Genomic DNA, 26,709 nt, shown 5'->3' on the forward strand with positions numbered 1-26,709 from the left:
ACAATGGAACGTATCCCGATTCTTCAGATGGGTGACTTCCTGCTGGTGACCATCCAGGTCGACATGCACGACCAGCTCGCCCTCACCCTGCAGGACGATCTGTCCGAGCGCATCAGCAAAACCTCGGCGCGCGGGGTGTTGATCGACATCTCGGCGCTGGACATGGTCGATTCGTTCATCGGCCGGATGATCGGCACCATTTCCGGCCTGTCGAAAATCATGGACGCTGAAACCATGCTGGTCGGCATGCAGCCGGCGGTCGCCATTACCCTGGTCGAGCTCGGTCTTTACCTGCCGGGCGTCAGCACCGCGCTGAATGTCGAGCGCGGCATGAAACTGCTGCAGGAACGAGTACGCCAGCAATGACCGTGCGCAGCAGCGGTACCCAACCGATCAACATCGAGCAGGACGTGGTGCTGGCCCGGCAACAGGCGCGCAAACTGGCCACCGAATGCGGCATGCGCCTGATCGACCTGACCAAACTGGTGACCGCCGTCAGCGAGCTGGCGCGCAACACCATGGTCTACGGTGGTGGTGGCGACATGGACTGGGAGATCCTCGATGACAACCACAAGGTCGGCCTGCGCCTGACCTTTCGCGATGAAGGCCCGGGTATTCCCGACATCAAACTGGCGATGACCGATGGCTGGACCTCCGGCAGCGGTCTGGGCCTGGGGCTGACCGGGGCCAAGCGGCTGGTGGACGAATTCGAACTGGACACCGAGCCCGGCAAAGGCACTCGCATAACGATCACCCGATGGACATGAACATCAGCGGGACATTGACCCAAGTGTTGGTGATCGAGGACAGCAGCCAGATCGGCCATGCCCGGCGTACGGCCCAGCGTCTGGCCGAACACCACGGTTTTGGCGAAAGCGATGCCGGCCGCGTCGCGCTGGTGGCCACGGAGCTGGCGAGCAATGTGCTCAAGCATGCCGGGCACGGCGAACTTCACTTGCGTCTGTTGCCGCGTCAGGGTGACGACGGCATCGAGATGATTGCGGTCGACCGTGCTCAGGGGTTTGATCTGGACGCGTGCATGGCCGATGGTTTTTCCACCGGCGGTACTCAGGGCATCGGCCTGGGCGCCGTGGCACGCCAGGCGGATGTCTTCGATGTTTTTGCCGATCATCGCGGCGCGGTGCTGCTGGCTCGTCTGTACCCGCGCAGCGACCGTCAGGCGGATCTGCCGTATGGTGTCAGCCAGCACTCTCTGCACAACGATCCGGCCTGTGGCGACGTCTGGCATCTGGCGATTCACGGCAGTGACATCAGTGCTCTGATCGTCGACGGTCTGGGCCATGGTGAAGACGCCGAGCGTGCGGCCCGTGCCGGGGAAAAAGCCTTTGCCCTGAGCCCGTTCGGTGCGCCAACGCTGCTGATGGAAGACATGCACCGCGAGATGATCGGGAGCCGGGGTGGCGCAGTGGCATTCGCGCAGTTTCACGCCGGGCGTGCCAGTCTGTCGTTCACCGGTGTCGGTAACATCGGTGCCAGCCTGATCGCCTCCGACAAGTCGCGCGGACTGGCCTCGCATCCCGGAATCGTCGGCGGCCAATACCGAAAAGCCCAGCCCTTTGACTATGCTCACGTGAACGGACATCTATTGATCATGTACAGCGATGGCTTGCAGTCCCGTTGGAACCTTCAAGACTACCCCGGTCTGGTGCATCGGCATCCTGCCGTGATAGCCACCGTCCTGCACCGTGACTTCTGTCGCGGGCGCGACGATGTAACGGTGCTGGTCGTTGCCCTGGAGGCCGCCCATGGCTGAGTCCCCGACACTGAGCAACGCCGAACAGGCCGCGTTGATCGCCCAGTTGCAGAGCGAATCGGCGGCACTGCGCGAAGAACTCGACGAAACCAATCAGGGCGTGCTCGCCCTGTACGCCGAACTCGACACCCAGGCCGAACAACTGCGCCAGGCGTCCGACCTGAAAAGCCGCTTTCTATCGTACATGAGCCACGAGTTCCGCACCCCGCTGGGCTCGATCCTGAGCATCAACAGCCTGCTGGCCGACGAACTCGACGGCCCGCTGAGCCCCGAGCAGCACAAACAGGTGGCCTTCGTCAGCACCGCCGCCCGGGAACTCAGCGATATGGTCGACGACCTGCTCGACCTGGCGAAGATCGAGGCCGGGCGCATCAGCATTTCTCCGGCGTGGTTCGACATGTTCGATCTGTTCGCCGCACTTCGGGGGATGTTCCGGCCGATTGTCGACGCCACGGCCGTGGACCTGATTTTCGAGGAACCGGTGGGTTTGCCGCGCCTCTTCACCGATGACAAGAAGCTGGCGCAGATTCTGCGCAACTTCATTTCCAACTCGCTGAAATTCACCACCCGTGGCGAAGTCCGGGTCTCGGCACGCCTGGAAGGTCAGGACAAAGTGCGATTTGCGGTCAGCGACACCGGCATCGGTATCGCCCCCGAGTTGCACGGCACCTTGTTCGAAGACTTTTCTCAGGTCGACTCACCGCTGCAAAAACGCCTGCGCGGCACCGGCCTGGGCTTGTCGCTGTGCAAGCGCTTCGCCGAATTGCTCGGTGGCGAGGTCGGTGTCGAAAGTACGCCGGGCGTGGGTTCAAGCTTTTTCGTGATCATTCCGTTGGCGATTGCTGAGGAGAACGTCGATGAAACATGACATCCGTCTGTTGATCGTCGATGACAACGTTGCCACCCGCTACGCCTTGCGCCGACGCCTGGAGCGCCACGGTTACGAAGTGCTCGAGGCCGGCACCGGCGGTGAAGGTCTGGCTCTGATTGCCAGTCAGTCGCTTGATGCGCTGATTCTCGACGTCAATCTGCCGGACATGAGCGGGTTTGATATCGTCCGTAAATTGCGCGCCGACCCGGCCACCGCGCTGCTTCCGGTGATCCACGTGTCGGCCGCGTCGATCCAGACCGGCGACATCATCACCGGCCTCGATGCCGGGGCCGATGCGTATCTGATTCACCCGGTCGATCCCGATGTGCTGCTGGCGACTTTGCGCACCCTGCTGCGGGTGCGCGACACGGAGAATGCCTTGCGCGAAAGCGAGGCGCGCTTTCGGGAGATCTTCGTCAACATCTCCGCGCCCATCGCGGTGCTCGACGCCGACCTGAAAGTCCACGAGTGCAACCACGCCTTCTCGCAACTGATCCAGGACAACCGCGACCCGCAGACCCTCAGTGAATGCTTCGCCGAGGATCAGAGCGCGATCCTTGACGAGCTACGCTTGCGACTGGTGGACGGCGAACGCTGGAAAGGCACACTGAACATGCGTGTGCAGGGCGAGATCCGCGAAACCCAGTGGCAGATATCACCGTACCGCACGCCAGAGCTCAGCCTGGTGTTCGTCGAAGACGTCACCGAACACCGCCATCGTGAACGCTCGCACCTTGCGCGACTGGACGACACCACCACACAACTGGCCAAGGAAGTCGCCGACCGGGTCCGCGCCGAGTCGCAGCTGCTGCAAGTGCAGAAAATGGATGCGCTGGGCAAACTCACCGGCGGCATTGCCCATGACTTCAACAACTTGCTGACCGGGATCATCACCAGCCTCGAACTGATCCAGAAACGCGTCGCCGATGCGCGCCCGGACAAAGTCCAGTTCTACGCCGAAGCGGCCCTGAGTTCGGCGATGAGCGCGGCCTCGCTCACCCATCGCCTGCTGGCTTTTGCCCGCCAGCAACCGCTCGACACACGCCCGGTGGATATCAACGACCATGTGCGTTCGCTGGAAGACTTGCTGGTGCGCACCATCGGCGAACGCATCGCCCTCAAGCTCGAAATGACCACCAAACCTGCCATCGCGCTGGTCGATCCGATCCAGCTCGAAAGCGCAGTGCTCAATCTGGTGATCAATGCCCGTGACGCATTGCCACGGGGCGGCAATATCTGGGTCAGCACGTACGCGGCGTATTCCCACGGCGACCCGAACCTCGCCGATGGTTCCTATGTGGCGCTATCGGTGCGCGATGACGGTACCGGCATCGAGCACAGCGTCATCGATAAGGTGTTCGAGCCGTTCTTCACCACCAAACCGCTGGGCCAGGGCACCGGGCTGGGGCTGTCGACGATCTACGGTTTCGCCCGCCAGTCCGGCGGTGATGCGCACATCCGCAGCGTGGCGCGGCGCGGCACCGAAGTGACGATCATGCTGCCGGCCACCAGTGATCCGACCGCTGTCGATGTGGCCCCGGTGGTCATTGATCCGCTAGGCGCGGGCGAACATGTGTTGATCGTCGAAGACATGCCGGCCGTGCGGCTGTTCGTCACCGAGGTGCTGGAAGACGCCGGTTACCGCTGCACCCAGGTCGGCGACATCGAAACCGCGCTGGAGCGCTTGCAGAACGACCCGTCGATCAACCTGCTGCTGACCGACGTCGGTCTGCCGCGCATGACCGGCCGCGAACTGGCCGACGTTGCCCGGGGCTGGCGAGAAGGGTTGCCGATTCTGTTCATGACCGGTTACGCGGAAACGGCGATCAATCGCCAGGTGTTCCTCGGGGCCGGCATGGACATGCTGGTCAAGCCTTTCCAGATCAGTCATTTGCTGGACAAGGTACGCCGCACGCTCGACGGCACCTGACACACCGCCATCGCGGGCAAGCCCGCGATGAGGCCCGCCCAGGCGACTCAGTTATCGGTTCAAGGCACGGGCAAGAAACGGCGCAGTCCGGCTCTTCTTGCTCGCCGCCACTTTCTGCGGCGTCCCGGCCACGACGATCTTGCCGCCCTGATCCCCCGCACCCGGGCCGATGTCGATCACCCAGTCACTCTGCGCCACCACGCGCATTTCATGCTCGACCACGATCACCGTGTGCCCCGCCGTCACCAGCGCATCCAGCTGCTCCAGCAAGCGGTCAACGTCGCGCGGGTGCAACCCGGTGGTCGGTTCATCCAGCACATACAACGTGGCGCCACGCTGGCTGCGTTGCAGCTCGGTGGCCAGCTTGATCCGTTGGGCTTCGCCGCCCGACAGTTCGGTCGCCGGTTGCCCGAGGCGCAGATAACCGAGTCCGATATCACGCAGCACCTCCAGCGAACGGCGGATCGCCGGTTGCTCGGCAAACACCATCACTGCTTCGTCCACCGTAAGCTGCAGCACCTGCGCGATGCTCAAGCCCTGCCAAAGGATGGCCAAGGTCTCCGGGTTGTAACGCGCGCCATGGCAGGTCGGGCACGGCGCATAAACGCTGGGCATGAACAACAACTCGACACTGACAAACCCCTCGCCTTCGCAGGTCGGGCAGCGACCCTTGGCGACGTTGAAGGAAAACTGCCCGGCGTCGTAACCCGCCGCTTTCGCCTCGTCGGTCGCGGCGAACAACTTGCGCACGTTGTCGAACAGCCCGGTGTAGGTCGCCAGATTCGAACGCGGGGTGCGGCCGATGGGTTTCTGATCAACCTGCACCAGACGCTTGATCGACTCCAGCCCGGCGCTGACCTGGCCGGTACTGGCAGTCGGGGTATCGTCTTCCAGGTTGAGCTCTTCCGGCTCGGCGTCACTGACGCTGCGCCCGAGCTGCGCGCCGACCAGTTCCAGCAGCGCCTGGCTGACCAGGCTCGACTTGCCGGAACCGGAGACGCCGGTGACCGAGATGAAACAGCCCAGCGGAAATTCGGCGCTGAGGTTATTCAGGTTGTTGCGGGTGACGCCGTCGAGCTTCAACCAGCCGGACGGTTTGCGCGCGGCGCGGGTTGGCCGTTGCTGTTCGGCGAACAGATAGGCGCGGGTCTGCGAGTCCTCGATCGCGGCCAGCCCCGGCGGCGGGCCGCTGTAGAGAATCTGCCCGCCCTTTTCACCGGCCGCCGGGCCGACGTCGATCAGCCAGTCGGCGCGGCGCATGGTGTCCAGATCGTGCTCGACCACAAACACGCTGTTGCCGTCGGCCTTCAGACGCTGCAACGCTTCGAACAGGGCCTCGCCGTCGGCCGGGTGCAGGCCGGCGGAAGGTTCGTCGAGCACGTAGATCACACCGAACAATTGCGAGCCCAGTTGGGTGGCCAGCCGCAGTCGCTGCAACTCGCCGGACGACAGGGTCGGCGTGCTGCGCTCCAGCGCCAGATATCCGAGCCCGAGATCGGTCAGGGTGCTGACCCGGTCCAGCAAGTCCTCGGCAATGCGCTGCGCGGCCAGGCGTTTTTCCAGCGACAGGTTCGGCGTATGGCGCACGTCCGGCGCGTTGGCGTGGCCGCTGGCGCCATGGGCCACGCGCTGCTGGCGGGCTTCGCGGGTCTGGCTGTGGGACAGGGTTTCGCCGGCTTCATCGGCGTGTTCCAGCCAGCTCGGGTCCGCCACCGGTTTCAAGACTTCGGCGACTTGCAGCAACGGCATGCGCGACAACTCGCCGATGTCATGCCCGGCAAACGTTACCGACAACGCCTCGCGCTTGAGGCGCTTGCCATCGCACAACGGGCACAGGCTGCCGAGCATGAATTGCGACACGCGCTTCTTCATCAGCGCACTTTGCGAATGGGTGAAGGTGTGCAGGATGTAGCGCCGGGCGCCGGTGAAGGTGCCTTGATAACTCGGCTCCATGTTGCGCTTGAGGGCGACGCGGGTCTCTTCCGGCGTCAGCCCGGCGTACACCGGAACCGTCGGTGTTTCCTCGGTGAAGAGGATCCAGTCGCGCTGCTTTTTCGGCAGTTTGCGCCAGGGAATATCGACGTCGATGCCCATGGTCACCAGGATGTCGCGCAGGTTCTGCCCCTGCCAGGCCAGCGGCCAGGACGCCACAGCACGCTGGCGGATGGTCAGATTCGGATCGGGCACCATCAGCGCTTCGGTGACTTCGTACACCCGCCCCAATCCATGGCACTGCGGGCAGGCGCCTTGCGGCGTATTCGGTGAAAAGTCCTCGGCGTAGAGCATCGGCTGCCCCGGCGGATAGCTGCCGGCGCGCGAGTACAGCATGCGGATCAGGCTCGACAGCGTGGTCACGCTGCCCACCGACGAGCGCGTGCTCGGCGTGCCGCGCTGTTGCTGCAGGGCCACGGCCGGTGGCAGGCCTTCGATGGAATCGACGTCCGGCACGCCGACCTGATCGATCAGCCGCCGCGCATAGGGCGCCACCGATTCGAAATAGCGCCGCTGGGCTTCGGCATACAGCGTCGAAAACGCCAGCGACGACTTGCCCGAACCCGACACCCCGGTGAACACCACCAGTGCATCGCGAGGAATGTCGACGTCCACGTTCTTCAGATTGTGTTCACGGGCACCGCGCACGCGAACCATGCCGGCGGCAGAACTGGAATTGCGTCTGGAAGTCATGGGCCAGCCTTGGTCAGGGGATTGGAGCTCAGGTGCTGAGCACGGAACGGATCATCTGCAGCAGTGCTTCGGGGCCATAGGGTTTGCCGAGCAAATGGGTGTCGGGGCTGAGCTGGTGGTTGCGCGAGATGATGTCGCGGGTGTGCCCCGAGGTGAACAGCACGGCCACCGGCGGCACTTGCACCTTGGCCCACGCCGCCAGATCGGAGCTCTTGATAAGACCGGGCATGACCACGTCGGTGAAGATCAGGTCGACCCGGGCGCCTTCCATCAACATTTGCATGGCCGCATCGCCGTTGCCGGCAATCAGCACACGGTAGCCCTCTTCGCGCAGCAACTCGACGGCCGAGGTGCGCACCGCTTCGTTGTCCTCGACCACCAGGATCGTCTCGTGACCACCCGCTTGCTGATGATTGACGCTCGGCGAGTCATCGAGCACGGGGCGCAGGCTGCGCGGGAAATACAACTGCACTCGCGTGCCCTGGCCCACCTGGCTGTCGATCTCGACATGCCCGCCGCTCTGTTTGACGAAGCCGAACACCATGCTCAAGCCGAGGCCCGTGCCCTGGCCGTCGGCCTTGGTGGTGAAGAACGGTTCGAACACCTGCTCGAGTATGTGCGGGGCAATGCCGACGCCGCTGTCACTGACCGAAACCCGGACGAAATCCCCCGGCACGATGCCCTTGCCCGAGCAGAACGCCCGATCCAGTGAGAGATTCGAGGCACCGAGCACAATGGTGCCCTCGCCCTTCATGGCGTCCCGGGCATTGATCGCCAGGTTGAGAATGGCGTTTTCCAGTTGATTGCGGTCGACGTTGATGTGCCACGGATCTTCCGGCAGCTGCACGTCGATCTGAATGGTTTCGCCCAGGGCTCGTTGCAGCAACTCGCCGACGCCTTCGAAGATCTGCCGGGGATTGCACACCGCCGGCGACAGCGGCTGACGCCGGGCAAACGCGAGCAGTTGCGAAGACAGCTTGGCGCCACGTTCCACCGCCGCCAGCGAGGCGCTGACCCGGCGCTGGACGTTGGCGTTGTTCGGTTCATGTCGCGCCAGCAGGTGCAGGTTGCCGGCGATCACTTGCAGCAGGTTGTTGAAGTCGTGAGCCACGCCGCCGGTGAGGCCGCCGATGGATTCGAGTTTCTGCGACTGGCGCAGTTGCTCTTCGGCGGAGAGACGCGCGCCGACTTCATCAGCCACCCGTTGTTCGAGATTGCGGGTGAATTTGAGCAGGGACTCTTCGGCGATCTTGCGCTCGTGGATGTCGATCAGCACGCCGGGAAAACGGAACGGCTGTCCCTGCTCGTCGAACTCGCAGCAACCGCTGGCCAGCACCCAGAGGAAACTGCCATCAGCGCGTATCACGCGGTATTCGGCGTTGTACGGCTCGCCGGTGCGCACCGCATTCTCGACGCATTCCTGCACCCAACTGCGGTCGTCGGGATGAATGTGCGCCTCGGTAACGTGCTGCGGCAGGTTGGTCAGGTCCTGATCCGGCGGAAAGGAAAATGTGCGGGCAAATCGCTCATCGGCCGACAGCACATTGTTTCTGACGTCCCAGACAAACGAGCCAAGCAGTGCCCCGGCATTGAGCGCCAGGCGCACCCGTTCGTTGTCGGCGCGGTAGGCATCTTCGGCAGCCTGACGCAAGCGTTCGGACAGCACCAGTTCAGTGGTTTCCACCACCATCGCCATGACGCCCGAAGGCACACCGGCATCGTTGGCCACCGGGCTGTAATACAAATCGAGCCAGACATCCTCGGGTACGCCATCGCGCAGCAACACCAGGACCTTATTGCGATATTCCAGGGTGCCGCCGGCCAGACAGGTGTCGACCACATGGCGATTGAAGTCAGCGACCTCCGGCCAGCCCAGTTCTACCGGCACCCCCAGCAGATACGGATGCCGGCCACCGGCAAATCGGGAATAGGCATCGTTGTAGATCATGTAACCGGCATGGCCCCAGAGCATGACCATCGGCAGCGGCGAAGCCAGCATCAGCTGGACCGTGCTGCACAGGCTGGCCGGCCAGGTTTCGAGCGGGCCCAGATCAGTCCTGCTCCAGTCAAACGCACGAATGCGCCCGGCCATCTCGCCTTGCCAGCCGTCACACCCATGGCTATCGGATAAAAACTGCATCAGCTGCTTCAACGCCTTGTAGTGGGTCCGGTTCTATCGCCGCGCGTTCAAACGCCACGCCCGTCTGTTTCGAGCGTGTCGGGCAGCGATGGTTTCATTAGAGGTATAGCCGATTTCACCTGGGCTTGATGCTCAGACCTCGATCAGGTGCTTGAGCGGATGGTAGCCGCTCTTCATCTTCGCAGCGACGTCGAGAATCGCCTTCTGGATGCCGTCCAGGTGCATGCAGGTCAGCTCGATCGCCGCGCTTTGGTTGCCGGCCTCGATGTACTCGATCAGCCGCAGGTGCTCGTCGTCGCGGCAAGCTTCGTGGCTGTCGTCATCCAGCGCGGCGGCGTACAGCGAGGCGCGGGAAATCAGCTTCTGGAACCAGTCGAGCAACACCGGGTTGTTCAGACTGCGGGCCAGTTTGATGTGGAACTCGCCGAGCAGGTGAATCAGCCGCTCGTGATCGCCGGCTTCGTGGGCCTCGTCTTCCAGCAGCAAGTGATCGCGCAGGTCCTGCATCACCGCAGAGTCCTTTCGCCGGCACAACTCAGTGACGATGCCGATCTCGATCAGGCGCCGGGTTTCGAACAGCGAACGGATCTCTTCATCGCTGGGCAACGATACCGACGCACCTTTATTGGGCTCGGTGGTGACCAGTCCGTCGGCCTCCAGTTGCTTGAGCGCGGCACGAACCGACGTGCGGCTGACATTGAACAACTCCGCCAGCGACGCCTCGCCCAGCTTCATACCCGGACGCAGCGAACGCTTGCTGATCGCCTCGTAAACCCCTTGGTAGACGCGGTCGACCGTGGTTTCCGTTTTTTTCTCGGTCATTCAAAAACTCCTTCAATGCTGGCAACGCTGCCCGACGAACGACTCAGTCAGGGAAATGGGGGGTTGCGCAAGCAGATTAATCCGGGTATTTCTAAATTGCATTCAGATATTGCATACAATAATTAGAGGATTGCACCATTATGGGTCAGCCAATAGCCATTGAAGTGCGTAATGTATCCAAGCGGTATTCTGATGATCCTGGCCTGGCGCCAGCCCTCGATAACGTATCGGTGAACATCGCCGACAACGAGTTCTTCACCCTCCTCGGCCCCTCGGGCTGCGGCAAGACCACCCTGCTGCGCACCATTGCCGGTTTCGAACACGTCAGCGACGGCGAGATCCGTCTGGCGGGCGAAACGGTCAATCACCTGCCGCCGTTCAAGCGTCGGGTCAACACGGTGTTCCAGAGTTACGCGCTGTTTCCGCACATGAGTGTCGCGCAGAATATCGCCTTCGGCCTCGAGATGCAGGGTCTTGATCGCAAGACGATTCCGGGACGGGTCGACGAAATGCTCGCGCTGGTGCAGATGGAGCACCTGGCCGGGCGCAAACCGGCGGAATTATCCGGCGGCCAGCAGCAACGCGTGGCTCTGGCCCGGGCCCTGGCGCCGAAGCCGAAAGTGCTGTTGCTCGACGAGCCGCTGTCGGCGCTGGACCTGAAGCTGCGCAAGGAAATGCAGGTCGAACTCAAGCGCGTGCAGCAGGAAGCCGGAATCACCTTCATCTTCGTCACCCACGATCAGGAAGAGGCCCTGACCCTGTCCGACCGGATTGCGGTGATGTCCGCCGGCAAGATCCTGCAGATCGGCACCCCGACCGACATCTACGAACGCCCGCAGCACCGCTTCGTCGCCCAGTTCATCGGCGACATCAATTTTCTCCCCGGTCAGCTCAAGCGTGGCGAGCACAACGAAAACATCTTCGTGCCGAACGGCATGCCGGTGGAAATCCCCTGCCCGCCACAGGGCGTGAATGGCAACAGCGTGCAACTGGCATTTCGGCCCGAGCGCTCGCAACTGGTCGCGGCGGATCAGCCCCATCATCTGCGCGGCGTGATCGAGGCCGTGCTGTATGTCGGCACCGCGACGCTGTACCAGTGCCGTTTGAACAACGACATCAAAGTCATGTTGCGGGAAAACAACGAAGGGCTGAACCGTGGTCGTGCAGTCGGCGAGCGCGTGGCGGTGCATTTACCGCCCCAGGCCTGCCTGTTGATGGAGGCCTGAGATGAGCGTCAGCAGCACTTCCCCCTCCCTCAACCGCGCGCTGTTGCTCAGCCCGGTGGTGTTGACCCTGCTCGCCCTGATCGCCATTCCGCTGGGGATCATGGGTTACATCAGCCTGCTGCCGCGCAACACCTACGGCGGCGTTGACTGGCAGGCCCAATGGCAACTGCAGAGTTACGTGCAGCTGTTTTTCCAGGAAGGTTTCGACGGCGAACTGGAGCTGAACTGGGTCTACGCCCAGGCGCTGTTGCGCTCGGTGTTCCAGGCCGGCGGCACCACGGTGCTGTGCTTTCTGTTCGGATTTCCGGTGGCGCTGTGGATGTCGAGCCTGACTCCGCGCCGACGCAATCTGATGGTGTTGCTCATCACCATTCCGTTCTGGACCAACCTGCTGATCCGCAACTACGCGTGGCTGATCATCCTGCGCGAACAGGGCTGGGTCGCCCAGAGCCTCAACGCGCTGTTTCCGAGCGCCGGTGGCATCACCCTGCTCTACAACGACTTCGCGGTCAGCGTCGGTCTGGTCTGCAGCTTTCTGCCGTTCATGATCCTGCCGATCTACTCGACCCTGGAAAAACTCGACTGGCGTCTGGTGGAAGCCGCCTATGACCTGGGCGCCAACCGCTGGCATGCGCTGCGCCGGATCATCCTGCCGCTGTCAATGCCCGGGGTGATTGCCGGCGCGTTGCTGGTGTTCGTGCCGAGCCTCGGCGCCTTCATCACCCCGGCGATCCTTGGCGGCGGCAAGACCCTGATGATCGGCAACCTGATCCAGCAGCAATTCGGCACCGCGCGCAACTGGCCGCTGGGCAGTTCGCTGTCGTTCCTGTTGCTGGGGATTCTGCTGTTGTCGCTGGTGCTCTACGCCCTCTACAGCCGCAGCGCGGCGAAAACCCTGAACCGGGGAGCGAAAGCATGATCTCTCTGCACCTGAAAAAACTCCCGGCGACCCGGGAAATCAGCCTGCTGATTCTCGCCTACCTGTACGTTCCGATCCTGGTGTTGATCGCCTACAGCTTCAACGCCAACCGCTCGGCGACGGTGTGGACCGAGTTCTCGTTCGCCTGGTACGGACGGATCCTGGCCAACCCGTCGATCCAGACGGCGGCGCTGAACTCGATCATCGTCGCGACCATCGCCACGGTGTGCGCCACGACCATTGCACTGCTGGCGGCGCTGGCGACTTACCGGCCGTTCTACGGGCAGAAAATGGTCGAGGGCGGGATCAACCTGCCGCTGATCCTGCCGGAGATCGTCACCGCCGTCGCCACCCTGCTGCTGTTCATGGCGCTGGGGATCAAGCTCGGGCTGATGACGGTGATCGTCGCGCACATCGGCTTCTGCATTCCGTTCGCCTACCTGCCGATCCGCGCACGGCTCAACGATCTGGACAAGAGCCTGCTGGAGGCCGCCAACGATCTGTACGCCAACCCGTGGCAGGTGTTCCGCCGCGTGACCTTGCCGCTGCTGTGGCCGGCGGTGTTGTCCGGTTCGGTGCTGGCGTTCGTGGTCAGCCTCGACGATTTCATCATGACCTTCTTCGTCGCCGGGCCCGGCTCGACCACGTTGCCGGTGTACATCTTCTCGGCGATCAAGGCTGGTGTGACGCCGGAAATCAATGCGATTTCGACCCTGATGCTGGTGATTTCCATCGTGCTCGTGGTGCTGGCCTTCTGGCTTGGCCAACGCGGCAAACAACAATAAACCTGGAGCGCTCTGTTCATGAAAACCAAAAGCATGCGTTTGGCTATTTCCGGTCTGGCCCTGAGTTGTTTCACCGCGTTCAGCGCCCACGCCGCCGAACCCAAGCAATTGTTCTTCTACAACTGGACCGATTACTACCCGGTGGACCTGCTGGCCAAGTTCGAAAAGGAAACCGGGATCAAGGTCACCATGGACGGCTACGACAGCAACGAAACCCTGCTCGCCAAGTTACAGGCCGGCGGCGCGGCGTATGACGTGATCGTGCCGTCGCAGTCGATCATGCAGACGCTGATCAAGCAGGATCTGCTGCTGGAAATCGACGCCCCGAGCCTGAACAACTTCCAGTACGTCAAAGGCCCGTTCCGCGATCCGAGCTTCGACCCGGGCCGCAAGTTTTCGGCGCCGTATCTGTGGGGCACCACCGGGTTTTCCTATGACAGCGCCCGGGTGCCGGGCGGCAAGCTCGATGATTCGTGGAAAGAATTCTTCGAACCGCGCAAGGAACTGCAAGGCCAGCTCGCCGCCCTCGACACTTCCAGCAGCGTGATCAACGCCGCCAGCCATTACCTGAACGTCGACGAATGCACGGAAAACCCGCAGGACGCCAAACGCATCCTCGAACTGCTGCAAAAGCAGAAACCGTTTTTGAAGATGTACAGCTCCGACAACACCGTCGACCGCATGGCCTCGGGCGAAGTGATCATGATGCAAAACTGGAACGGCTCGACAGCCCGCGCCACGTTGCAGAAGAGCACCATCAAATACGTGTACCCGAAAGAAGGCCTGGCAATGTTCCAGGACAACTTCGCCGTACCGAAAAGCGCGCCGCATCCGGGCAACGCCAAGATCTTTATCGACTGGATGATGAAACCGGAGAACGCGGCGGCCGTGTCCAACGCGATTGCCTATGCCAACGGGATTCAGAGCGATCAGTTGCTGGATGCGAAATGGAAGGTCATGGACGCGATCAACATGCCCGAGGAATACGCCTCGCGGCTGCGGCCGGAGAAGGAATGCAGCAACAAGGCGCGAGAGCTGCAGGATCGGATCTGGTCGAAGCTTAAGGGTTGATCATGGATCGCTGGTTTATCTGAACGCCCAACTCCCGGATCGGCCTGGAAGCCCCCTCACCCTAGCCCTCTCCCGGAGGGAGAGGGGACTGACCGAGTTGTCTTGCGCTGTCCGCCGACCTGAAAGACCTGGTCGATTATGGATTCAGAGCCGTTCATTCAGGTCGGCGTAGCTCTTCAATATCCTTCATTCGGTCCCCTCTCCCTCAGGGAGAGGGCTAGGGTGAGGGAAAAAATTTCAAAGAACACCGAGGTTCCCATGTCCCACCCCCGCTGGCTCAGAAACATCCGCCCCTACGGCGCCCCCGCCGAAGACCTGCTGATCGAAAACGGCAAGTTCACCCGACGCCGCCCGGCCTCCAGCACCCCGCTGGCCGCCACCGACATCGACGGCCAGAACCAGCTCCTGACCGCACCGCTGGTGGAAAGCCACGTCCACCTCGACAAGACCCTGTACGGCCAGCCTTGGCGCCCGAACAGCGCCGGCCCGACGCTCAAGGACTACATCAGCAACGAGCGCCGCGTGCTGCGCGAAGTCAAAGCGCCGATCGCCGAACGCGCCGGCGCGCTGCTGGAAAACTGCATCGCCCGGGGTTCGCTGACCATGCGTTGCCACGTCGACATTGACCCGGAATTCGGCCTGCGCCACGTCGAGGCCATGCAACAACTGCGCGAAACCTACAACGACCTGATCGACCTGCAACTGGTGGTGTTCCCGCAAACCGGCCTGATCAGCCGCCCCGGCACCGCCGAACTGATGCGCGAAGCCATGGCCCTGGGCGTGGAAAACGTCGGCGGGCTCGACCCGTGCGGCATCGACAACGACCCGATCGCGCAGCTGGATTTCGTGTTCAAACTGGCAAGCGAATTCCAGCGTGGCGTCGACATTCACCTGCACGACAAAGGAGAACTGGGCCTGTGGCAGATCGCCCGGATCGCCGATTACACCGAGCGTTTCAACCTGCAGAACCGGGTGATGATCAGCCACGCCTATTGCCTCGGCATGCTGCCGTGGAGCCAGGTCAAACCTGTTGCCGAACGCCTCGCGGCGCTGGGGATTTCGCTGATGAGTTCGGCACCGGCCGATTGCGCGGTTCCGCCGTTTATGGCGTTGCGTGAGGCCGAGGTCAACGTTTGTCTGGGCTCCGACGGCATTCGTGATGCGTGGTCGCCGATGGGCAACGGCGACATGCTGGAACGGGCGATGCTGCTGGCGTTCCGTTTCGACCTGGGCAAGGACGAAGAACTGGCGGCGGCGTTCGACGCCGCGACTGTGAACGGTGCGCGCGCATTGGGGATCGAGGATTACGGCTTCGCCATCGGCAAGCCTGCGGATTTTCTGCTGATGCCGGTCGAAACCCTCGGTGAAGCCGTGGTTTCGCGCCCTGTGCGCCAGGTCTATCGCGGCGGCGAACTGATCGCCAGCGGCGGTCGTCTGCTGGGCAGCCGTCTGTGAAACGGATCGGCCTGAAGGCCGGTTGCGTGGTCGGCTTCGACGGCACGCAGCATGTGCTGTGGCGTGACGGTGAAGTGGTATTCAGCGGATCGCGTATCGAATTTGTCGGGCGCGGTTATCAAGGGCCGGTGGATCAGTGGATCGACTACGGCAATGCGCTGATCGGACCCGGTTTCATCGACCTCGACGCCCTCGGCGATCTCGACTCCACGGTACTGACCCTGGACAACGGCGACGAGCGCGCGATGGGCCGGATGTGGTCGGCGGAGTATCTGGCGGCCGGCCCGCGTGAGTCGTTCAGCCCCGAAGAAGAAGTCTTCAAGTACCGCTACGCCTTCACCCAGTTGATCCGCAACGGCATCACCACGGCGATGCCGATCACCTCGATGTACTACCGCGAATGGGCGGAGACCTACGACGAGTTCGCGGCGGTCGCCGATGTGGCGGGCGAACTGGGCCTGCGCACCTATCTCGGCCCCTGCTACATGAGCGGCATGAGTTACTGGCGCGCCGACGGCACTCTCGCCCATCACTGGGATGAGGCACGGGGCCTGGCGGGACTGGATGCGGCCGAACGGTTTTTCAAGGATTTCGATGGTACGCATGCCGGGCTGATTCGCGGTGCGCTGCTGCCGGATCGCATCCAGACCTGCACCCCGGCGCTGCTTCAGCGCACGTCCGCCTTGAGCCGCGAGCTGAACGCGCCGATGCGTCTGCATTGCTGTCAGGCGCTGGGTGAGGTGGCGATGGTCGAACAGTTGCGCGGCACCACGCCGCTGGGCTGGTTGCAGCAGCTGGACTTGCTCAACCCGCGCAGCCTGTTGCCCCACGGCATCTACACCTCGGGCGATGACGATCTGCAACGGGTCATCGACGGCGGCGCCAGTCTGGTGCACTGCCCACTGGTGTTCGCCCGTGACGGCGAAGCCCTGAACTCATTCGGCAGTTATCGCGCCAAAGGCATCAATTTCGCCCTCGGCACCGACACCTGGCCGGCGGACTTGCTGGCCAACATGCGCCACGGTCTGAACATCGCCCGCTTGATGGAAGGCGGCTCGGCACTGACCAGCAGCCTCGATCTGTACAACGCCGCGACCCTCGGCGGCGCCAAGGCATTGGGCCGCGACGACCTCGGTCGCCTGGCCCCCGGCGCCAAGGCTGATATCACCGTGTTCAACCTGCGCGGCCTGCACCTGGGGCCGCTATTCGATCCACTGAAAAACCTGCTGCTGGCCGGGCGCGGCGACGACTGCATCGCCAGTTACATCGATGGTCGCTGCGTGATGCACGACGGTCAGGTCAACGGCGTCGACTACCCCACTCTGCAACGCCAGGCCCAGCGCCAATACGAAAAACTGATGCGCAGCCACAGCGACCGGGCCTTTGGCCGACCGGACTGGAAAACCCTGTTCCAGCCGGCCATTCCGTTCGCCGACGACTACAGCGCCGAGGCGCCATTGAGCGCCATCGATCCACTTCTTTAGAGAACACTGCCATGCACAGCTTCGATTTCAGCCAACTGAGCCCACGGGAAAAGTACAAGATTCTGATCGGCAGCGTGGTGCCGCGCCCGATTGCACTGGTCACCACCATCGATGCCGAAGGCCGGGTCAATGCCGCGCCGTTCAGCTTTTTCAATGCGCTGTCGGCGGACCCGCCCATTCTCGCGCTCGGCGTCGAGAACTACGGCGATCAGAGCCCGAAGGACACCACGCGCAATATCCAGATGAATCAGGAATTCACCGTCAACATCGTCAGCGATGCATTGGTGGAAGCCATGAATGTCTGCGCCGTGCCGTTCGCGCCGGGCTTCGATGAGTTGACCGCAGCGGGCCTGACAGCGATCCCCGGCACCTCGGTCAAATGCCCGCGAATCGGCGAAGCACCCGTGGCGCTGGAATGTCGGCGGATGATGGCGCTGAACATCGGTCAGTCGCGGGAGATCATTTTTGGCGAGGTGTTGATGGCGCATGTGCGCGACGAGTTGATCGATCCGAAAACCCTGTACATCGATCAATTGGGGCTGGATGCGATCGGGCGCATGGGCGGGCATGGTTATGCGCGGACCCGGGATTACTTCGATTTGCCGACCCGCTCGTTGCAAGCGTGGACGGAAGCGCCGGGGGGTGGCGAGCGGTTCTGGCCCGCCAAATAAAAAAACGGCCCACCGAGGTGGGCCGCCGTGCTGATCGTTCCCACGCTCCGCGTGGGAATGCATACCGTGACGCTCTGCGTCACAGTGGACGCGGAGCGTCCATGGCGGCATTCCCACGCAGAGCGTGGAAACGATCAGCAGCCTGGGTTTCAGTCAGTGCCGTACTTCGGCGACCGAGGCCCGTACAGCAAGCCCGCCGGATGACCGGCCGACAGCAGTCGATTGCTGGCCACACCGGCAATCGGGTAGCCGGCATCGGTGGAGCTGTTGATGATCTGCTTCACCGCCGCGGTGATCAGCATGCCGATCAGGCCACCGGCGTTGCTGTTGTTACCCTCCTCGCTCGACGCCCGGGCTGCACCGGTCCACAGGGTGACGCCGGTTTTCAGGTCGACCAGCTTGGCGCTCGCGGTGACGGCAGTTTCGCTGCTGATCACCATGTAGCGCGTGCCGTATTCGCTGACGGTGATGTACAGCGCCGCGTCGGCACCGAAGATTTCCTGCAGCTTGCTGGCCGGCGCCGCATGGATGTCATCCGGCGTGGTCAGGCCGTTCTGGCGGAACGTTTCGTCGACCAACGTGATCGGCAAAACGTAGTAACCGGCTTCGGCCAGCGGGAACGTCACTTGCGACAAAAGGCTGTAGGACGCCTTGACGTCCGGCGAGGTGTTCAGCGGCGGCAGCACCAGAATGGATTTCGGCCGCGCTTGCTTGTACGCCGAATAGTCCACGGTCTTCGGTGCAACGCAGCCACCGAGAACGGTCAGCGCCAGGCCTGCGGCCAGCAGTTTCAAGGCACGGGAGATCATTGGGTGTCTCCGGTCTTGGCGTTTTTAAGCAGAAAATCCATGTAGGTGCCGGACTCGGGGAACAGGGTTTTCTCGGTGCGCAATTGCTGCACCATCTGATCGTCCTTGCCCATGCTCAGGTACAGCAGACCGAGATGAGCGTGGTAACCCGGCGGTACCGGCTTGCCGCTGGCGCGGATCTTTTGCAGATCGGCTTCCAGCGCTTCGGCCTGGGCTTCTTTCGGCGTTTCGCTTTTGAAGTATTCGTAGACTTGTGGCTGGTAGCCTTCCCACTGATACAGGGTTTGCGGGCTGCTGCAACCGGCCAGCAAGGCGCCAGCAGTCAGGGCCATCAGCGACCGGGACAGGGACAGATTCATGGTGTGTTGCTCCTTGCGATGGGCGTCTATCAGTTGCCCGGTTTCCAGGCACCGGCGTTCATGCCATCAACCAGGCGATTGATCGCCTCGCGCATGGCCAGATCGAGGACTTTGCCGTTGAGGGTGGAGTCGTAGGCAGCGGTGCCGCCGAAGCCGATGATTTCGCGGTTGGACAAGGCGTACTCGCCGGCGCCCTGGGTCGAATACACCACTTCGGAGGTGCTGATGTTGACGATGTTCAGGTTGACCTTGGCGTAGGCGACCTGAGTCTTGCCACGGCCGAGAATGCCGAACAGTTGATGATCGCCGGTCTCTTTGCGGCCGAACTCGGTGACGTCACCGGTGACCACGTAATCGGCGCCTTTCAGACGCTGGGCCTGGCCCTTGATCACCGCTTCCTGCTGGATTTCGCCCATGTTGTCGCGATCCAGCACCGAGAAACGGTTGGTCTGCTGCAAGTGAGTGATCAGGATGGTCTTGGCCTGGCCGCCGAGACGGTCGACGCCATCGGAGAAGATCCCGCGCATGTAGCTCGAACGGTTGTCGAACTTGCCCACGGCCATCGGGATACGCACACCGGACCAGGCCTGGGAGGCGCTTTCCACCTTGGCCACCGGCAATGCGCGGGAGCTTTCGGTGGCGCAACCGGAAAGCGAGCCGGCCAGGGTGCCGAGAACGGCAATCGCAACGCCCGAGACCAACATCCGGGAGATCATTCTCACTGTGCATTCCTTCTGAAATTCGATGTGTCCCCGCACGGTGATGTTGTGGGGGATCGGGAAAGGGGCGGCATTATGCCAAAGTGCCATCAGTGAGGACAGGTTTTTTTGACGTCAGTGAATTGGCTTGCAAATCGGTTAGCAGCCGTCCTCTGCCGATCGTTCCCACGCGGACGGTTCGACGCCTCGACGTGGGAACGATCACTACGGCGTGTCAGTGGAAATCGCGGCTTTGCACCCGAATTCCGTTGAGCAGCGGGCTGAGGTCACTCAAGCGTCCGGCGATCAGATGCCGCACCTCGCCTTCACGCTCCCAGCGGCCATCGACCTTGAGCAATTGCGAGCCCACCAGCACCTGACGCTGACGCTCGGCCAGATCGCGCCAGACCACCACGTTGACGTTGCCGAACTCGTCTTCCAGGGTCACGAACGTCACACCACTGGCGGTACCCGGTCGCTGGCGTCCGGTCACCAGCCCCGCCACGCTGACCGGCCGGCCGTGCTCGACCTCCAGCAACTCCCGGGAACTGCGGCAGCGCCGTGCCCGCAATTCGTTGCGCAACAACGTCAGCGGGTGCGGCCCCAGCGTAGTGCCCAGCGTGGCGTAATCGGTGAACAGGTCTTCGCTGACACTCGGCGTTGGCAGCAGCACATCCGGCTCTTCCTGACTCGGCAACCCGGCAAACAACCCAAGCTGTTTCTGCACCCCGGCCACTTCCCAGCGTGCCCGATGGCGGTGACCGGCCAGGCCGCGTAGCGCTCCCGAGTCCGCCAACAGCGCCTGAGCGCGACTGTCGAGCCCGGCGCGTTCGCCCAGATCCGCGACGTCGGCAAACGCCCCCCTCGCCCGAGCGTTTTCAATGCTCCGCGCATCTTCCTCGCGAAAGCCCTTGATCATCCGCAGGCCCATGCGAATGGCCGGCTGCTCGCCGGCAATCGGCTCCAGGCTGCAATCCCAGTCACTGGCGCGCACGTCCACTGGACGGATCTGCAAATGATGGCGGCGCGCATCCTGGAGAATCTGATCCGGGCTGTAGAAACCCATCGGCCAGCTGTTGATCAGCGCACAGGCGAACGCCGCCGGTTCGTGGCACTTGAGCCAGCAACTGGCATAGGTCAGCAAGGCAAAACTGGCGGCGTGGGATTCAGGGAAACCGTAGCTGCCGAAGCCCTTGATCTGCTCGAAAATCTGCGCGGCGAATTCCGGGCTGTAGCCGTTTTTCTTCATGCCAGCGGCCAGCCGTTCCTTGTGCGGCTCCAGCCCGCCGTGGCGTTTCCACGCGGCCATGGAACGGCGCAACTGGTCGGCCTCGCCGGGGCTGTAATCGGCGGCGACAATCGCGATCTGCATCACCTGTTCCTGAAACAGCGGCACGCCGAGGGTGCGCTTGAGCACCACTTCCAGCTCCGGGGACGGGTAGGTTTCCTCTTCTTCCTTGTTCCGCCGGCGCAGGTACGGATGGACCATCCCGCCCTGGATCGGCCCCGGCCGGACGATGGCCACCTCGATCACCAGGTCGTAGAAAGTTTGCGGGCGCAGGCGCGGCAGCATCGACATCTGCGCCCGGGATTCGATCTGGAACACGCCGATGGTGTCGGCGCGGCTGATCATGTCGTAGGTCGGGCGATCCTCAGGCGGGATGGTCGCCAGGCTCAGGTCCTGATGGCGATGACGGCGCAGCAGATCGAAACAGCGGCGGATCGCGCTGAGCATGCCGAGGGCGAGGATATCCACCTTGAGCAACCCGACGGCATCGAGATCGTCCTTGTCCCACTGGATGATGGTGCGGTCGGCCATGGCGGCGTTTTCCACCGGCACCAGCGTGTCCAGCGGTTGTTCGGATATCACGAAACCACCGGGGTGCTGCGACAGGTGCCGGGGGAAGCCGATCAGTTGCCCGGTCAGGCTCAACACCCGGTGCAGCAGCGGGCTTTCGGAGTCGAAACCGCCTTCGCGCAGGCGCTCCACGGGCGGGGTTTGATCGCTCCAGTGACCGCAGCAGTCGGCCAGCGCATTGATCTGGTCCGGCGGCAAGCCTAGCGCCTTGGCCACGTCGCGAATCGCGCCGGCCGCGTGATAGGTGCTGACCACCGCCGTCAGCGCCGCACGACGGCGGCCATAACGACGGAACACGTATTGCAGGACTTCTTCGCGGCGTTCGTGCTCGAAATCCACGTCGATGTCCGGCGGTTCGTTGCGCTCCCTCGACATGAAACGCTCGAACAGCAGCGTGGTGCGGTCCGGATCGATCTCGGTGATGCCCAGGGCAAAACACACCGCCGAGTTGGCCGCCGAACCCCGGCCCTGGCAGAGGATCTTCTGCTCCCGGGCGAAGCGCACCACGTCGTGCACGGTGAGGAAGTAGCTTTCGTAGCCGAGCTCGGCGATCAGCTTCAGCTCATCGTCGATCTGCTTGAGCACCTTGGGCTGTGCGCCTTGCGGCCAGCGCCAGGCGATGCCCTCTTCGGTCAGGTGGCGCAGCCAGGAACTGGCACTGTGTTCCTCGGGCACCAGCTCTTTGGGGTATTGATAGCGCAACTCGCTCAGGTCGAAGGTGCAGCGGCGAGCCAGTTTCACCGACTCGTCCAGCAAGGCCTGCGGATACAACTCGCGCAACACATCAAGGCTGCGCAAATGCCGCTCGCCATTGGGGTGCAGGCGCAACCCGGCCTCGGCCACCGGAACGTGATGGCGGATCGCGGTCATGGTGTCCTGCAAGGCTCGCCGGCCACGGGCGTGCATGTGCACATCGCCGCTGGCCACGGCTGGAATCTGCAGTTCATCCGCCAGACTCAGCAGTGCGGCCAGCCGTTGCTGATCGTTCTGCCCGCGATGCAACTGCACCGCCAGCCACAGCCGTTCACCGAAGGTCTGCTTCAGCCAGCGGCCCTCTTCCACCTCATCGACCGCATCCGGCACCCACAGCACCAGCAATCCCGGCAACAGTTCGCTGAAATCCTCGCGCAGCACTTGATACTGGCCTTTTTGGGTACGCCGTCGGGCCTGGGTAATCAAACCGCACAGGGCCTGATAACCCTCGATGTTCTCCACCAGCAACACCAGTTTCGGGCCGTTCTCGATGCGAACTTCGCTGCCGATAATCAGCGGCAGCTCCACGGATTTGGCCGCTTGCCAGGCACGAACGATCCCGGCGAGGGTGCATTCATCGGTGATCGCCAGCGCCTGATAGCCGTGTTTTTTCGCCCGCTGAAACAGCTCCAGCGCACTGGACGCGCCGCGCTGGAAACTGAAATTCGACAGGCAGTGCAGTTCGGCGTAACCCTGATTCACGCGAACCAGCCCTGCAGCCACAACGGACCGCCCTCACCCACAGCCCGGTACGCCCAGCCTTGCTGGCCGGCGCGGTTCTGGATCAGGTAATAGTCGCGGCGCACGTCGTCGCCGTCCCACCAGCCGGACTCGATGCGTTCCGGGCCCATGAGGATGCGCGCCGAACCTTCGGGCACGGACTGCGGTTCGCCCAACAACCAGCCCGGACGCTGCACGCCCGGCAATGCAGGGCAGCGCTGTTTGTCGTCGGCGTTCTGCCATGCGCACTCCGGTCGATGATCGGCCTGAAAACGCAGGCCTTGCACCGCCTCATCCCCCAGCCGCGCACGCAAGCGTTCGCGCAATTGCTCCCAGGGCAAGGTCTGCTGCGGGCGGTCGTCGAACAGTTCCTGAAACTGCGGCACGAAACTCGGCAAGTCCTCGGCGCGCAGACGAAAACCGCGCACCGGGGCTTCGACCTGCACCTGCTCCAGTCGGCCACGGGCCAGTTCAAAGAGCATCGCCGGATCGCGCTCGGCGCTGAGCAGGCCGACCTTGATCAGCGTGTCCGGCAACCCCGCGTGTTCAAGGTGCAGATCGAAGCGCTGCACGCCGCTGTCGCGTCCGCACAAAAACGACGCCAGATCGGACGTCAGGCGGCGCAAGGGAAACAGCAGCGCCTGATGGGACTGCACGTCGAAATTGAGTTCGATGCGCACGTCGAAACGATCCGGCGGCAGGTAGAACGCCAGCGCCAGCGGTCGTGCGCCGAACAGCGTGTCCAGGTGCTTGAGCATCGGCGCCTCGAAACGCCGGGCCAGGGCCTGACGCGGCAGGTTCTGCACCTGATGGAGGTTACGCAGGCCCATGCGCGACAGCGCCGTGGCCACGCTCGGTTCAAGGCCGATGCGGTCGACCGGCAATTGCCCGAGGTGGTGGCGCAGGGCTTCACCGTCGGGCACCACCAATCCGTCGTAGGCGTTGGCCAACACCCGCGCTGCCACCGGATTGGGCGCGGCGACGATGCGGTGACGAAAGCCCAGCTCTGTCAGCTCGGTACGCAACCGCGCCTCGAACTGCGCCCAGGAACCGAACAGCCCAAGGCTCGATTCGATCTCGAACACCACGGTGCGCGGGTAGTGCACGCTGACCTGGGCGCTGAAACGATAGGCCCAGGCGGCGAGAAACTGCTGCCAGTGCTCGACCTCGGCCGAATCGTAATCGACGGTGGCGAATCCTTTGCTCATGGCCTGCGCGGCGGTCATCGACTGCCCCGGACGCAAGCCCAGTGCACGCGCCGCCGGGTTGACCGCTTGCAGCACCCGACGCTGGGCCGGGCCGCTGAGCAGCGCCAACGGTTGCTCGGGATCGGGGCGCTGACGCAGCACGGCGTCGAGGGCCAATTGCGGGAACAGAATGCAAACCCAGCGCATGGCGACCTCAATGCCCCACGGCGAAGGCAATCGGTGCGCTGCGCGCCAGACCACCCCGGCACTTGAGCACGCGCAATTGCGCCGGGCGGGCATCGATGGCAATGCGCAACGCGGCCGGCGACGGGTTGACCGCCTCGCTCAATGGCCGCCATGCAAACGCCAGGGTCTGGCCGGTTTCCGCCGCCACCTGCAAACGGCGCAAGGCGCGGTCATCGGCCTTGTGCGGCCAGCACAGCACCGCGCCGCAACTGCCCGAGCGCAGGCATTGCTCCGCCGCCCACAAGGCATCGCGTTCGCTGGCCTGGATCACCGACAACTGGCGCAGATCGACCCCGGCATTGGCCCAGGCCTGCGGGTATGGCACGAACGGCGGCGCCACCAGCACGATGCGCTCGCCCGCCGCCGACAGCCGCGCCAATGTCGGCCACACCAGTTGCAACTCACCGACACCGGGCCCGGCCAGCAGGATTTCGCTCAGCGCCGCTTCCGGCCAGCCGCCACTGGGCAAGGCTGCGTCCAGCGCGGCGTGCCCGGTGGGTTGCGGGCTGGCGGCGGGTGGCGCAGGCCGGCCCTTCCAGACCTGGCCGCCGTTGAACAGCGTATCCAGCGCAACGACGGCACCCATCAGCCTTGCCTCACCAGACCGCAGAACACCCCTTCGATGGCCAGATCCTGATCGGCCCGCACCACAATCGGCTGATACGCCGGGTTGCGCGGCAACAGGCGAACCTCATCGCCAATCCGCTCGAAGCGCTTGATGGTGACTTCACCGTCGAGTCGCGCCACCACGATCTGGCCGTTGAGCGCCTCGGGGTTGCGCCGCACGCCGACCAGATCGCCGTCGAGAATCCCGTCCTCGATCATCGAATCGCCCTGCACCCGCAGCATGTAGTCGGGCGTGCGGGAGAACAGCGCCGGGTCGAGCATCAGCCGATTGTGCAGGTCAGCATCGGCGCCGATGGGCGCACCGGCGGCCACCCGGCCGAGCACCGGGACTTCGAGCAGTTCGGGCCGCGCCGGTTGTCCGAGCAGGCGAATGCCCCGGGCCTGATGCGGATTGACCTCGATAAACCCGGCTTCGGTGAGCGCCAGCACATGCTTGCGCGCCACGCTGCGGGAGGCAAAACCAAAAGCCTCGCTGATTTCAGCGAGGCTTGGGGGCTGACCGTGTTCGGCGATACGTTCGCGGATAAAGGTCAGGATGGCGGTACGGCGGGGAGTCAGAGTCGTCATGGAGTACATTTGTACTCCTGTGGGATTTTCCTGACAAGCACCGCCAGTCAGCTCAAACCGCGCTCCGCCAGAAACCCCGCGATGTAGTCGATAAACGCCACAACCTTGGCCGTCGCCCGCCGATGGCTCGGGTACACCGCCAGAATGTGCGGGCCAAAACTGTCCGGATCGATGTCGTAATCCGCCATGACCCGCACCAGTCGCCCGGCGGCGATGTACGGCGCAGCGCTCCACAATGGCGTGTGCAGCAAGCCGCGCCCGGCCAGGGCGCTGGCCAGCAGCAAATCGTAATTGTCACTGCGCAACAGCGGCGCCGCCGGTTGCGCCAGGCTCAGGCGCTGGCCGTCGCGTTCGGCCCACCAGAATTCGCGGCTGAGCAACGGATGCCGATACAGCAGCCATTCATGCTGATCGAGGGTTTGCGGCGTCACCGGCAAGCCCTTGCGCGCCAGGTATTCGGGGCTGCCGCACAGCGCCAGGCGATTGCTGCCGACCACCCGGGCGATCAGCCCCGGCAAGTCGTCATGCCCCTCGCGCAACGCCAGGTCGTAGCCGCTTTCCAGCAGATTGACGAATTCGTCGCACAAATCCACTTGCAGGCTGATCTGCGGGTATTGCTGCAAAAAGCCGTCACACACCTGATCGAGAAACGCCCGGCCGTAAGCCAGCGGTGCGGTGATTTTCAGGCTGCCACGCAGACCGTGCTGCAACTGCTCGATTTCCTCGCTGGCCTCGTCCAGCCGTTGCAATACCTGGCGTGCGGTTTCCAGATAGAGACGACCGATTTCAGTCAGCAGGATCCGCCGCGTGCTGCGCTCGAACAGCCGCGCGCCGAGTTCGGATTCCAGGTGATTGACCGCCTTGGTCAGGGCCGACGGGGTCTTGCCCAGTTGCTCGGCAGCGCGGCTGAAACTGCCGAGCTGCGCGGTGACCACGAACATTTTCAGTGCACCCAGCTTGTCCATGCTTTTTCCATTCAGGCAAAAACGTTTTTCGTGAGGAAGGCGTTCTGTCGGGCGTTGGCAGCCACTAATCTGGCCATCAGACGCAAT

At 63.3% G+C, this 26,709-nt stretch carries 23 protein-coding genes; 12 read left to right on the top strand and 11 right to left on the bottom strand.

The features are described from left to right. Positions 1-3: 3 nt before the first annotated feature. The 5 genes from ABFB52_RS16370 to ABFB52_RS16390 are packed head-to-tail and all read left to right on the top strand — an operon-like array spanning position 4 to position 4,575. Positions 4-366 (top strand): STAS domain-containing protein, encoded by a 363-nt coding sequence (locus ABFB52_RS16370; RefSeq protein WP_011334518.1) that lies wholly within the window; start codon positions 4-6, stop codon positions 364-366. After that, the gene (locus tag ABFB52_RS16375) at positions 363-767 is read left to right on the top strand and encodes an anti-sigma regulatory factor (RefSeq protein ID WP_085603201.1); all 405 of its coding nucleotides are present in this window, start codon (positions 363-365) and stop codon (positions 765-767) included. The genes ABFB52_RS16370 and ABFB52_RS16375 overlap by 4 nt, the downstream gene beginning before the upstream one ends. Continuing rightward, positions 764-1,774: an ATP-binding protein gene (locus tag ABFB52_RS16380; protein WP_085745850.1), complete on the top strand. Its 1,011-nt coding sequence runs from the start codon at positions 764-766 to the stop codon at positions 1,772-1,774. Before ABFB52_RS16375 ends, ABFB52_RS16380 begins: the two co-directional genes overlap by 4 nt. Then, positions 1,767-2,642, top strand: a complete 876-nt coding sequence (locus tag ABFB52_RS16385; protein WP_085745470.1) for an ATP-binding protein — start codon at positions 1,767-1,769, stop codon at positions 2,640-2,642. The genes ABFB52_RS16380 and ABFB52_RS16385 overlap by 8 nt, the downstream gene beginning before the upstream one ends. Beyond that, positions 2,632-4,575, top strand: coding sequence for a response regulator (locus ABFB52_RS16390; RefSeq protein ID WP_129973523.1), 1,944 nt, complete (start codon positions 2,632-2,634; stop codon positions 4,573-4,575). Before ABFB52_RS16385 ends, ABFB52_RS16390 begins: the two co-directional genes overlap by 11 nt. Before the next feature lie 51 nt (positions 4,576-4,626). On the opposite strand, the gene ABFB52_RS16395 is transcribed toward ABFB52_RS16390, so the two are convergent. From ABFB52_RS16395 to ABFB52_RS16405, 3 genes are all read right to left on the bottom strand, one after another. After that, on the bottom strand, positions 4,627-7,260 hold the full coding sequence (locus ABFB52_RS16395; RefSeq protein WP_129973524.1) for an excinuclease ABC subunit UvrA: 2,634 nt from the start codon (positions 7,258-7,260) through the stop codon (positions 4,627-4,629). 28 nt (positions 7,261-7,288) lie between these two features. After that, positions 7,289-9,400 (bottom strand): ATP-binding protein, encoded by a 2,112-nt coding sequence (locus ABFB52_RS16400; protein WP_129973525.1) that lies wholly within the window; start codon positions 9,398-9,400, stop codon positions 7,289-7,291. Between the two features lie 132 nt (positions 9,401-9,532). Then, positions 9,533-10,222, bottom strand: coding sequence for a GntR family transcriptional regulator (locus ABFB52_RS16405; protein ID WP_102687600.1), 690 nt, complete (start codon positions 10,220-10,222; stop codon positions 9,533-9,535). A gap of 140 nt (positions 10,223-10,362) precedes the next feature. Between ABFB52_RS16405 and ABFB52_RS16410 the strand changes: the two genes are divergently transcribed. From ABFB52_RS16410 to ABFB52_RS16440, 7 genes are all read left to right on the top strand, one after another. Next, on the top strand, positions 10,363-11,448 hold the full coding sequence (locus ABFB52_RS16410; RefSeq protein WP_129973526.1) for an ABC transporter ATP-binding protein: 1,086 nt from the start codon (positions 10,363-10,365) through the stop codon (positions 11,446-11,448). 1 nt (position 11,449) lies between these two features. Then, positions 11,450-12,367: an ABC transporter permease gene (locus ABFB52_RS16415; protein WP_129973527.1), complete on the top strand. Its 918-nt coding sequence runs from the start codon at positions 11,450-11,452 to the stop codon at positions 12,365-12,367. Further along, positions 12,364-13,152 carry an ABC transporter permease gene (locus tag ABFB52_RS16420; RefSeq protein WP_007959453.1) on the top strand — a complete coding sequence of 263 codons (789 nt, stop codon included), beginning with the start codon at positions 12,364-12,366 and terminating at the stop codon, positions 13,150-13,152. Before ABFB52_RS16415 ends, ABFB52_RS16420 begins: the two co-directional genes overlap by 4 nt. An 18-nt stretch (positions 13,153-13,170) precedes the next feature. Next, entirely contained in the window at positions 13,171-14,223 is a 1,053-nt protein-coding gene (locus ABFB52_RS16425; protein ID WP_007959451.1) for an extracellular solute-binding protein, read from the top strand. A 258-nt stretch (positions 14,224-14,481) separates the two neighbouring features. Further along, complete coding sequence (locus tag ABFB52_RS16430) at positions 14,482-15,678, top strand: amidohydrolase family protein (RefSeq protein ID WP_129973528.1); 1,197 nt, start codon at positions 14,482-14,484, stop codon at positions 15,676-15,678. Continuing rightward, on the top strand, positions 15,675-17,162 hold the full coding sequence (locus ABFB52_RS16435; protein WP_129973529.1) for an amidohydrolase family protein: 1,488 nt from the start codon (positions 15,675-15,677) through the stop codon (positions 17,160-17,162). The genes ABFB52_RS16430 and ABFB52_RS16435 overlap by 4 nt, the downstream gene beginning before the upstream one ends. Before the next feature lie 11 nt (positions 17,163-17,173). Further along, entirely contained in the window at positions 17,174-17,833 is a 660-nt protein-coding gene (locus ABFB52_RS16440) for a flavin reductase family protein (protein WP_085745460.1), read from the top strand. Between the two features lie 149 nt (positions 17,834-17,982). Here the strand turns inward: ABFB52_RS16440 and ABFB52_RS16445 are convergent, their stop codons facing one another. The 8 genes from ABFB52_RS16445 to ABFB52_RS16480 form a co-directional block, all read right to left on the bottom strand. Further along, entirely contained in the window at positions 17,983-18,642 is a 660-nt protein-coding gene (locus ABFB52_RS16445; protein WP_085745459.1) for a DUF799 domain-containing protein, read from the bottom strand. Beyond that, complete coding sequence (locus ABFB52_RS16450; protein ID WP_129973530.1) at positions 18,639-19,001, bottom strand: DUF4810 domain-containing protein; 363 nt, start codon at positions 18,999-19,001, stop codon at positions 18,639-18,641. The genes ABFB52_RS16445 and ABFB52_RS16450 overlap by 4 nt, the downstream gene beginning before the upstream one ends. A 29-nt stretch (positions 19,002-19,030) precedes the next feature. Then, positions 19,031-19,717, bottom strand: a complete 687-nt coding sequence (locus tag ABFB52_RS16455) for a CsgG/HfaB family protein (RefSeq protein ID WP_165369554.1) — start codon at positions 19,715-19,717, stop codon at positions 19,031-19,033. 217 nt (positions 19,718-19,934) lie between these two features. Further along, complete coding sequence (locus ABFB52_RS16460; RefSeq protein ID WP_218569165.1) at positions 19,935-23,033, bottom strand: error-prone DNA polymerase; 3,099 nt, start codon at positions 23,031-23,033, stop codon at positions 19,935-19,937. Continuing rightward, positions 23,009-24,424 (bottom strand): DNA polymerase Y family protein, encoded by a 1,416-nt coding sequence (locus ABFB52_RS16465; protein ID WP_346836084.1) that lies wholly within the window; start codon positions 24,422-24,424, stop codon positions 23,009-23,011. The genes ABFB52_RS16460 and ABFB52_RS16465 overlap by 25 nt, the downstream gene beginning before the upstream one ends. Positions 24,425-24,431: 7 nt before the next feature. Continuing rightward, positions 24,432-25,049 (bottom strand): translesion DNA synthesis-associated protein ImuA, encoded by a 618-nt coding sequence (imuA, locus tag ABFB52_RS16470; RefSeq protein WP_007959433.1) that lies wholly within the window; start codon positions 25,047-25,049, stop codon positions 24,432-24,434. Further along, entirely contained in the window at positions 25,049-25,666 is a 618-nt protein-coding gene (gene lexA / locus ABFB52_RS16475) for a transcriptional repressor LexA (protein ID WP_039768874.1), read from the bottom strand. Before lexA ends, imuA begins: the two co-directional genes overlap by 1 nt. A gap of 38 nt (positions 25,667-25,704) precedes the next feature. After that, positions 25,705-26,622: a LysR family transcriptional regulator gene (locus ABFB52_RS16480; RefSeq protein WP_102687594.1), complete on the bottom strand. Its 918-nt coding sequence runs from the start codon at positions 26,620-26,622 to the stop codon at positions 25,705-25,707. Between the last annotated feature and the right edge of the window lie 87 nt (positions 26,623-26,709).

This window comes from Pseudomonas sp. 9.2(2024), assembly GCF_039695385.1.
Classification (GTDB): domain Bacteria; phylum Pseudomonadota; class Gammaproteobacteria; order Pseudomonadales; family Pseudomonadaceae; genus Aquipseudomonas; species Aquipseudomonas paraglycinae.

Bases quoted from the DNA above. Each gene is read 5' to 3' on its own strand.
- ABFB52_RS16370 (WP_011334518.1), top strand. From the start codon at position 4: ATGGAACGTATCCCGATTCTTCAGATGGGTGACTTCCTGCTGGTGACC.
- ABFB52_RS16465 (WP_346836084.1), bottom strand. From the start codon at position 24,424: ATGCGCTGGGTTTGCATTCTGTTCCCGCAATTGGCCCTCGACGCCGTG.
- ABFB52_RS16395 (WP_129973524.1), bottom strand. From the start codon at position 7,260: ATGACTTCCAGACGCAATTCCAGTTCTGCCGCCGGCATGGTTCGCGTG.
- ABFB52_RS16380 (WP_085745850.1), top strand. From the start codon at position 764: ATGAACATCAGCGGGACATTGACCCAAGTGTTGGTGATCGAGGACAGC.
- ABFB52_RS16415 (WP_129973527.1), top strand. From the start codon at position 11,450: ATGAGCGTCAGCAGCACTTCCCCCTCCCTCAACCGCGCGCTGTTGCTC.
- ABFB52_RS16480 (WP_102687594.1), bottom strand. From the start codon at position 26,622: ATGGACAAGCTGGGTGCACTGAAAATGTTCGTGGTCACCGCGCAGCTC.
- ABFB52_RS16430 (WP_129973528.1), top strand. From the start codon at position 14,482: ATGTCCCACCCCCGCTGGCTCAGAAACATCCGCCCCTACGGCGCCCCC.
- ABFB52_RS16445 (WP_085745459.1), bottom strand. From the start codon at position 18,642: ATGATCTCCCGTGCCTTGAAACTGCTGGCCGCAGGCCTGGCGCTGACC.
- ABFB52_RS16420 (WP_007959453.1), top strand. From the start codon at position 12,364: ATGATCTCTCTGCACCTGAAAAAACTCCCGGCGACCCGGGAAATCAGC.
- ABFB52_RS16450 (WP_129973530.1), bottom strand. From the start codon at position 19,001: ATGAATCTGTCCCTGTCCCGGTCGCTGATGGCCCTGACTGCTGGCGCC.
- lexA (WP_039768874.1), bottom strand. From the start codon at position 25,666: ATGTACTCCATGACGACTCTGACTCCCCGCCGTACCGCCATCCTGACC.
- ABFB52_RS16385 (WP_085745470.1), top strand. From the start codon at position 1,767: ATGGCTGAGTCCCCGACACTGAGCAACGCCGAACAGGCCGCGTTGATC.
- ABFB52_RS16400 (WP_129973525.1), bottom strand. From the start codon at position 9,400: ATGCAGTTTTTATCCGATAGCCATGGGTGTGACGGCTGGCAAGGCGAG.
- ABFB52_RS16440 (WP_085745460.1), top strand. From the start codon at position 17,174: ATGCACAGCTTCGATTTCAGCCAACTGAGCCCACGGGAAAAGTACAAG.
- imuA (WP_007959433.1), bottom strand. From the start codon at position 25,049: ATGGGTGCCGTCGTTGCGCTGGATACGCTGTTCAACGGCGGCCAGGTC.
- ABFB52_RS16410 (WP_129973526.1), top strand. From the start codon at position 10,363: ATGGGTCAGCCAATAGCCATTGAAGTGCGTAATGTATCCAAGCGGTAT.
- ABFB52_RS16375 (WP_085603201.1), top strand. From the start codon at position 363: ATGACCGTGCGCAGCAGCGGTACCCAACCGATCAACATCGAGCAGGAC.
- ABFB52_RS16390 (WP_129973523.1), top strand. From the start codon at position 2,632: ATGAAACATGACATCCGTCTGTTGATCGTCGATGACAACGTTGCCACC.
- ABFB52_RS16425 (WP_007959451.1), top strand. From the start codon at position 13,171: ATGAAAACCAAAAGCATGCGTTTGGCTATTTCCGGTCTGGCCCTGAGT.
- ABFB52_RS16455 (WP_165369554.1), bottom strand. From the start codon at position 19,717: ATGATCTCCCGGATGTTGGTCTCGGGCGTTGCGATTGCCGTTCTCGGC.
- ABFB52_RS16405 (WP_102687600.1), bottom strand. From the start codon at position 10,222: ATGACCGAGAAAAAAACGGAAACCACGGTCGACCGCGTCTACCAAGGG.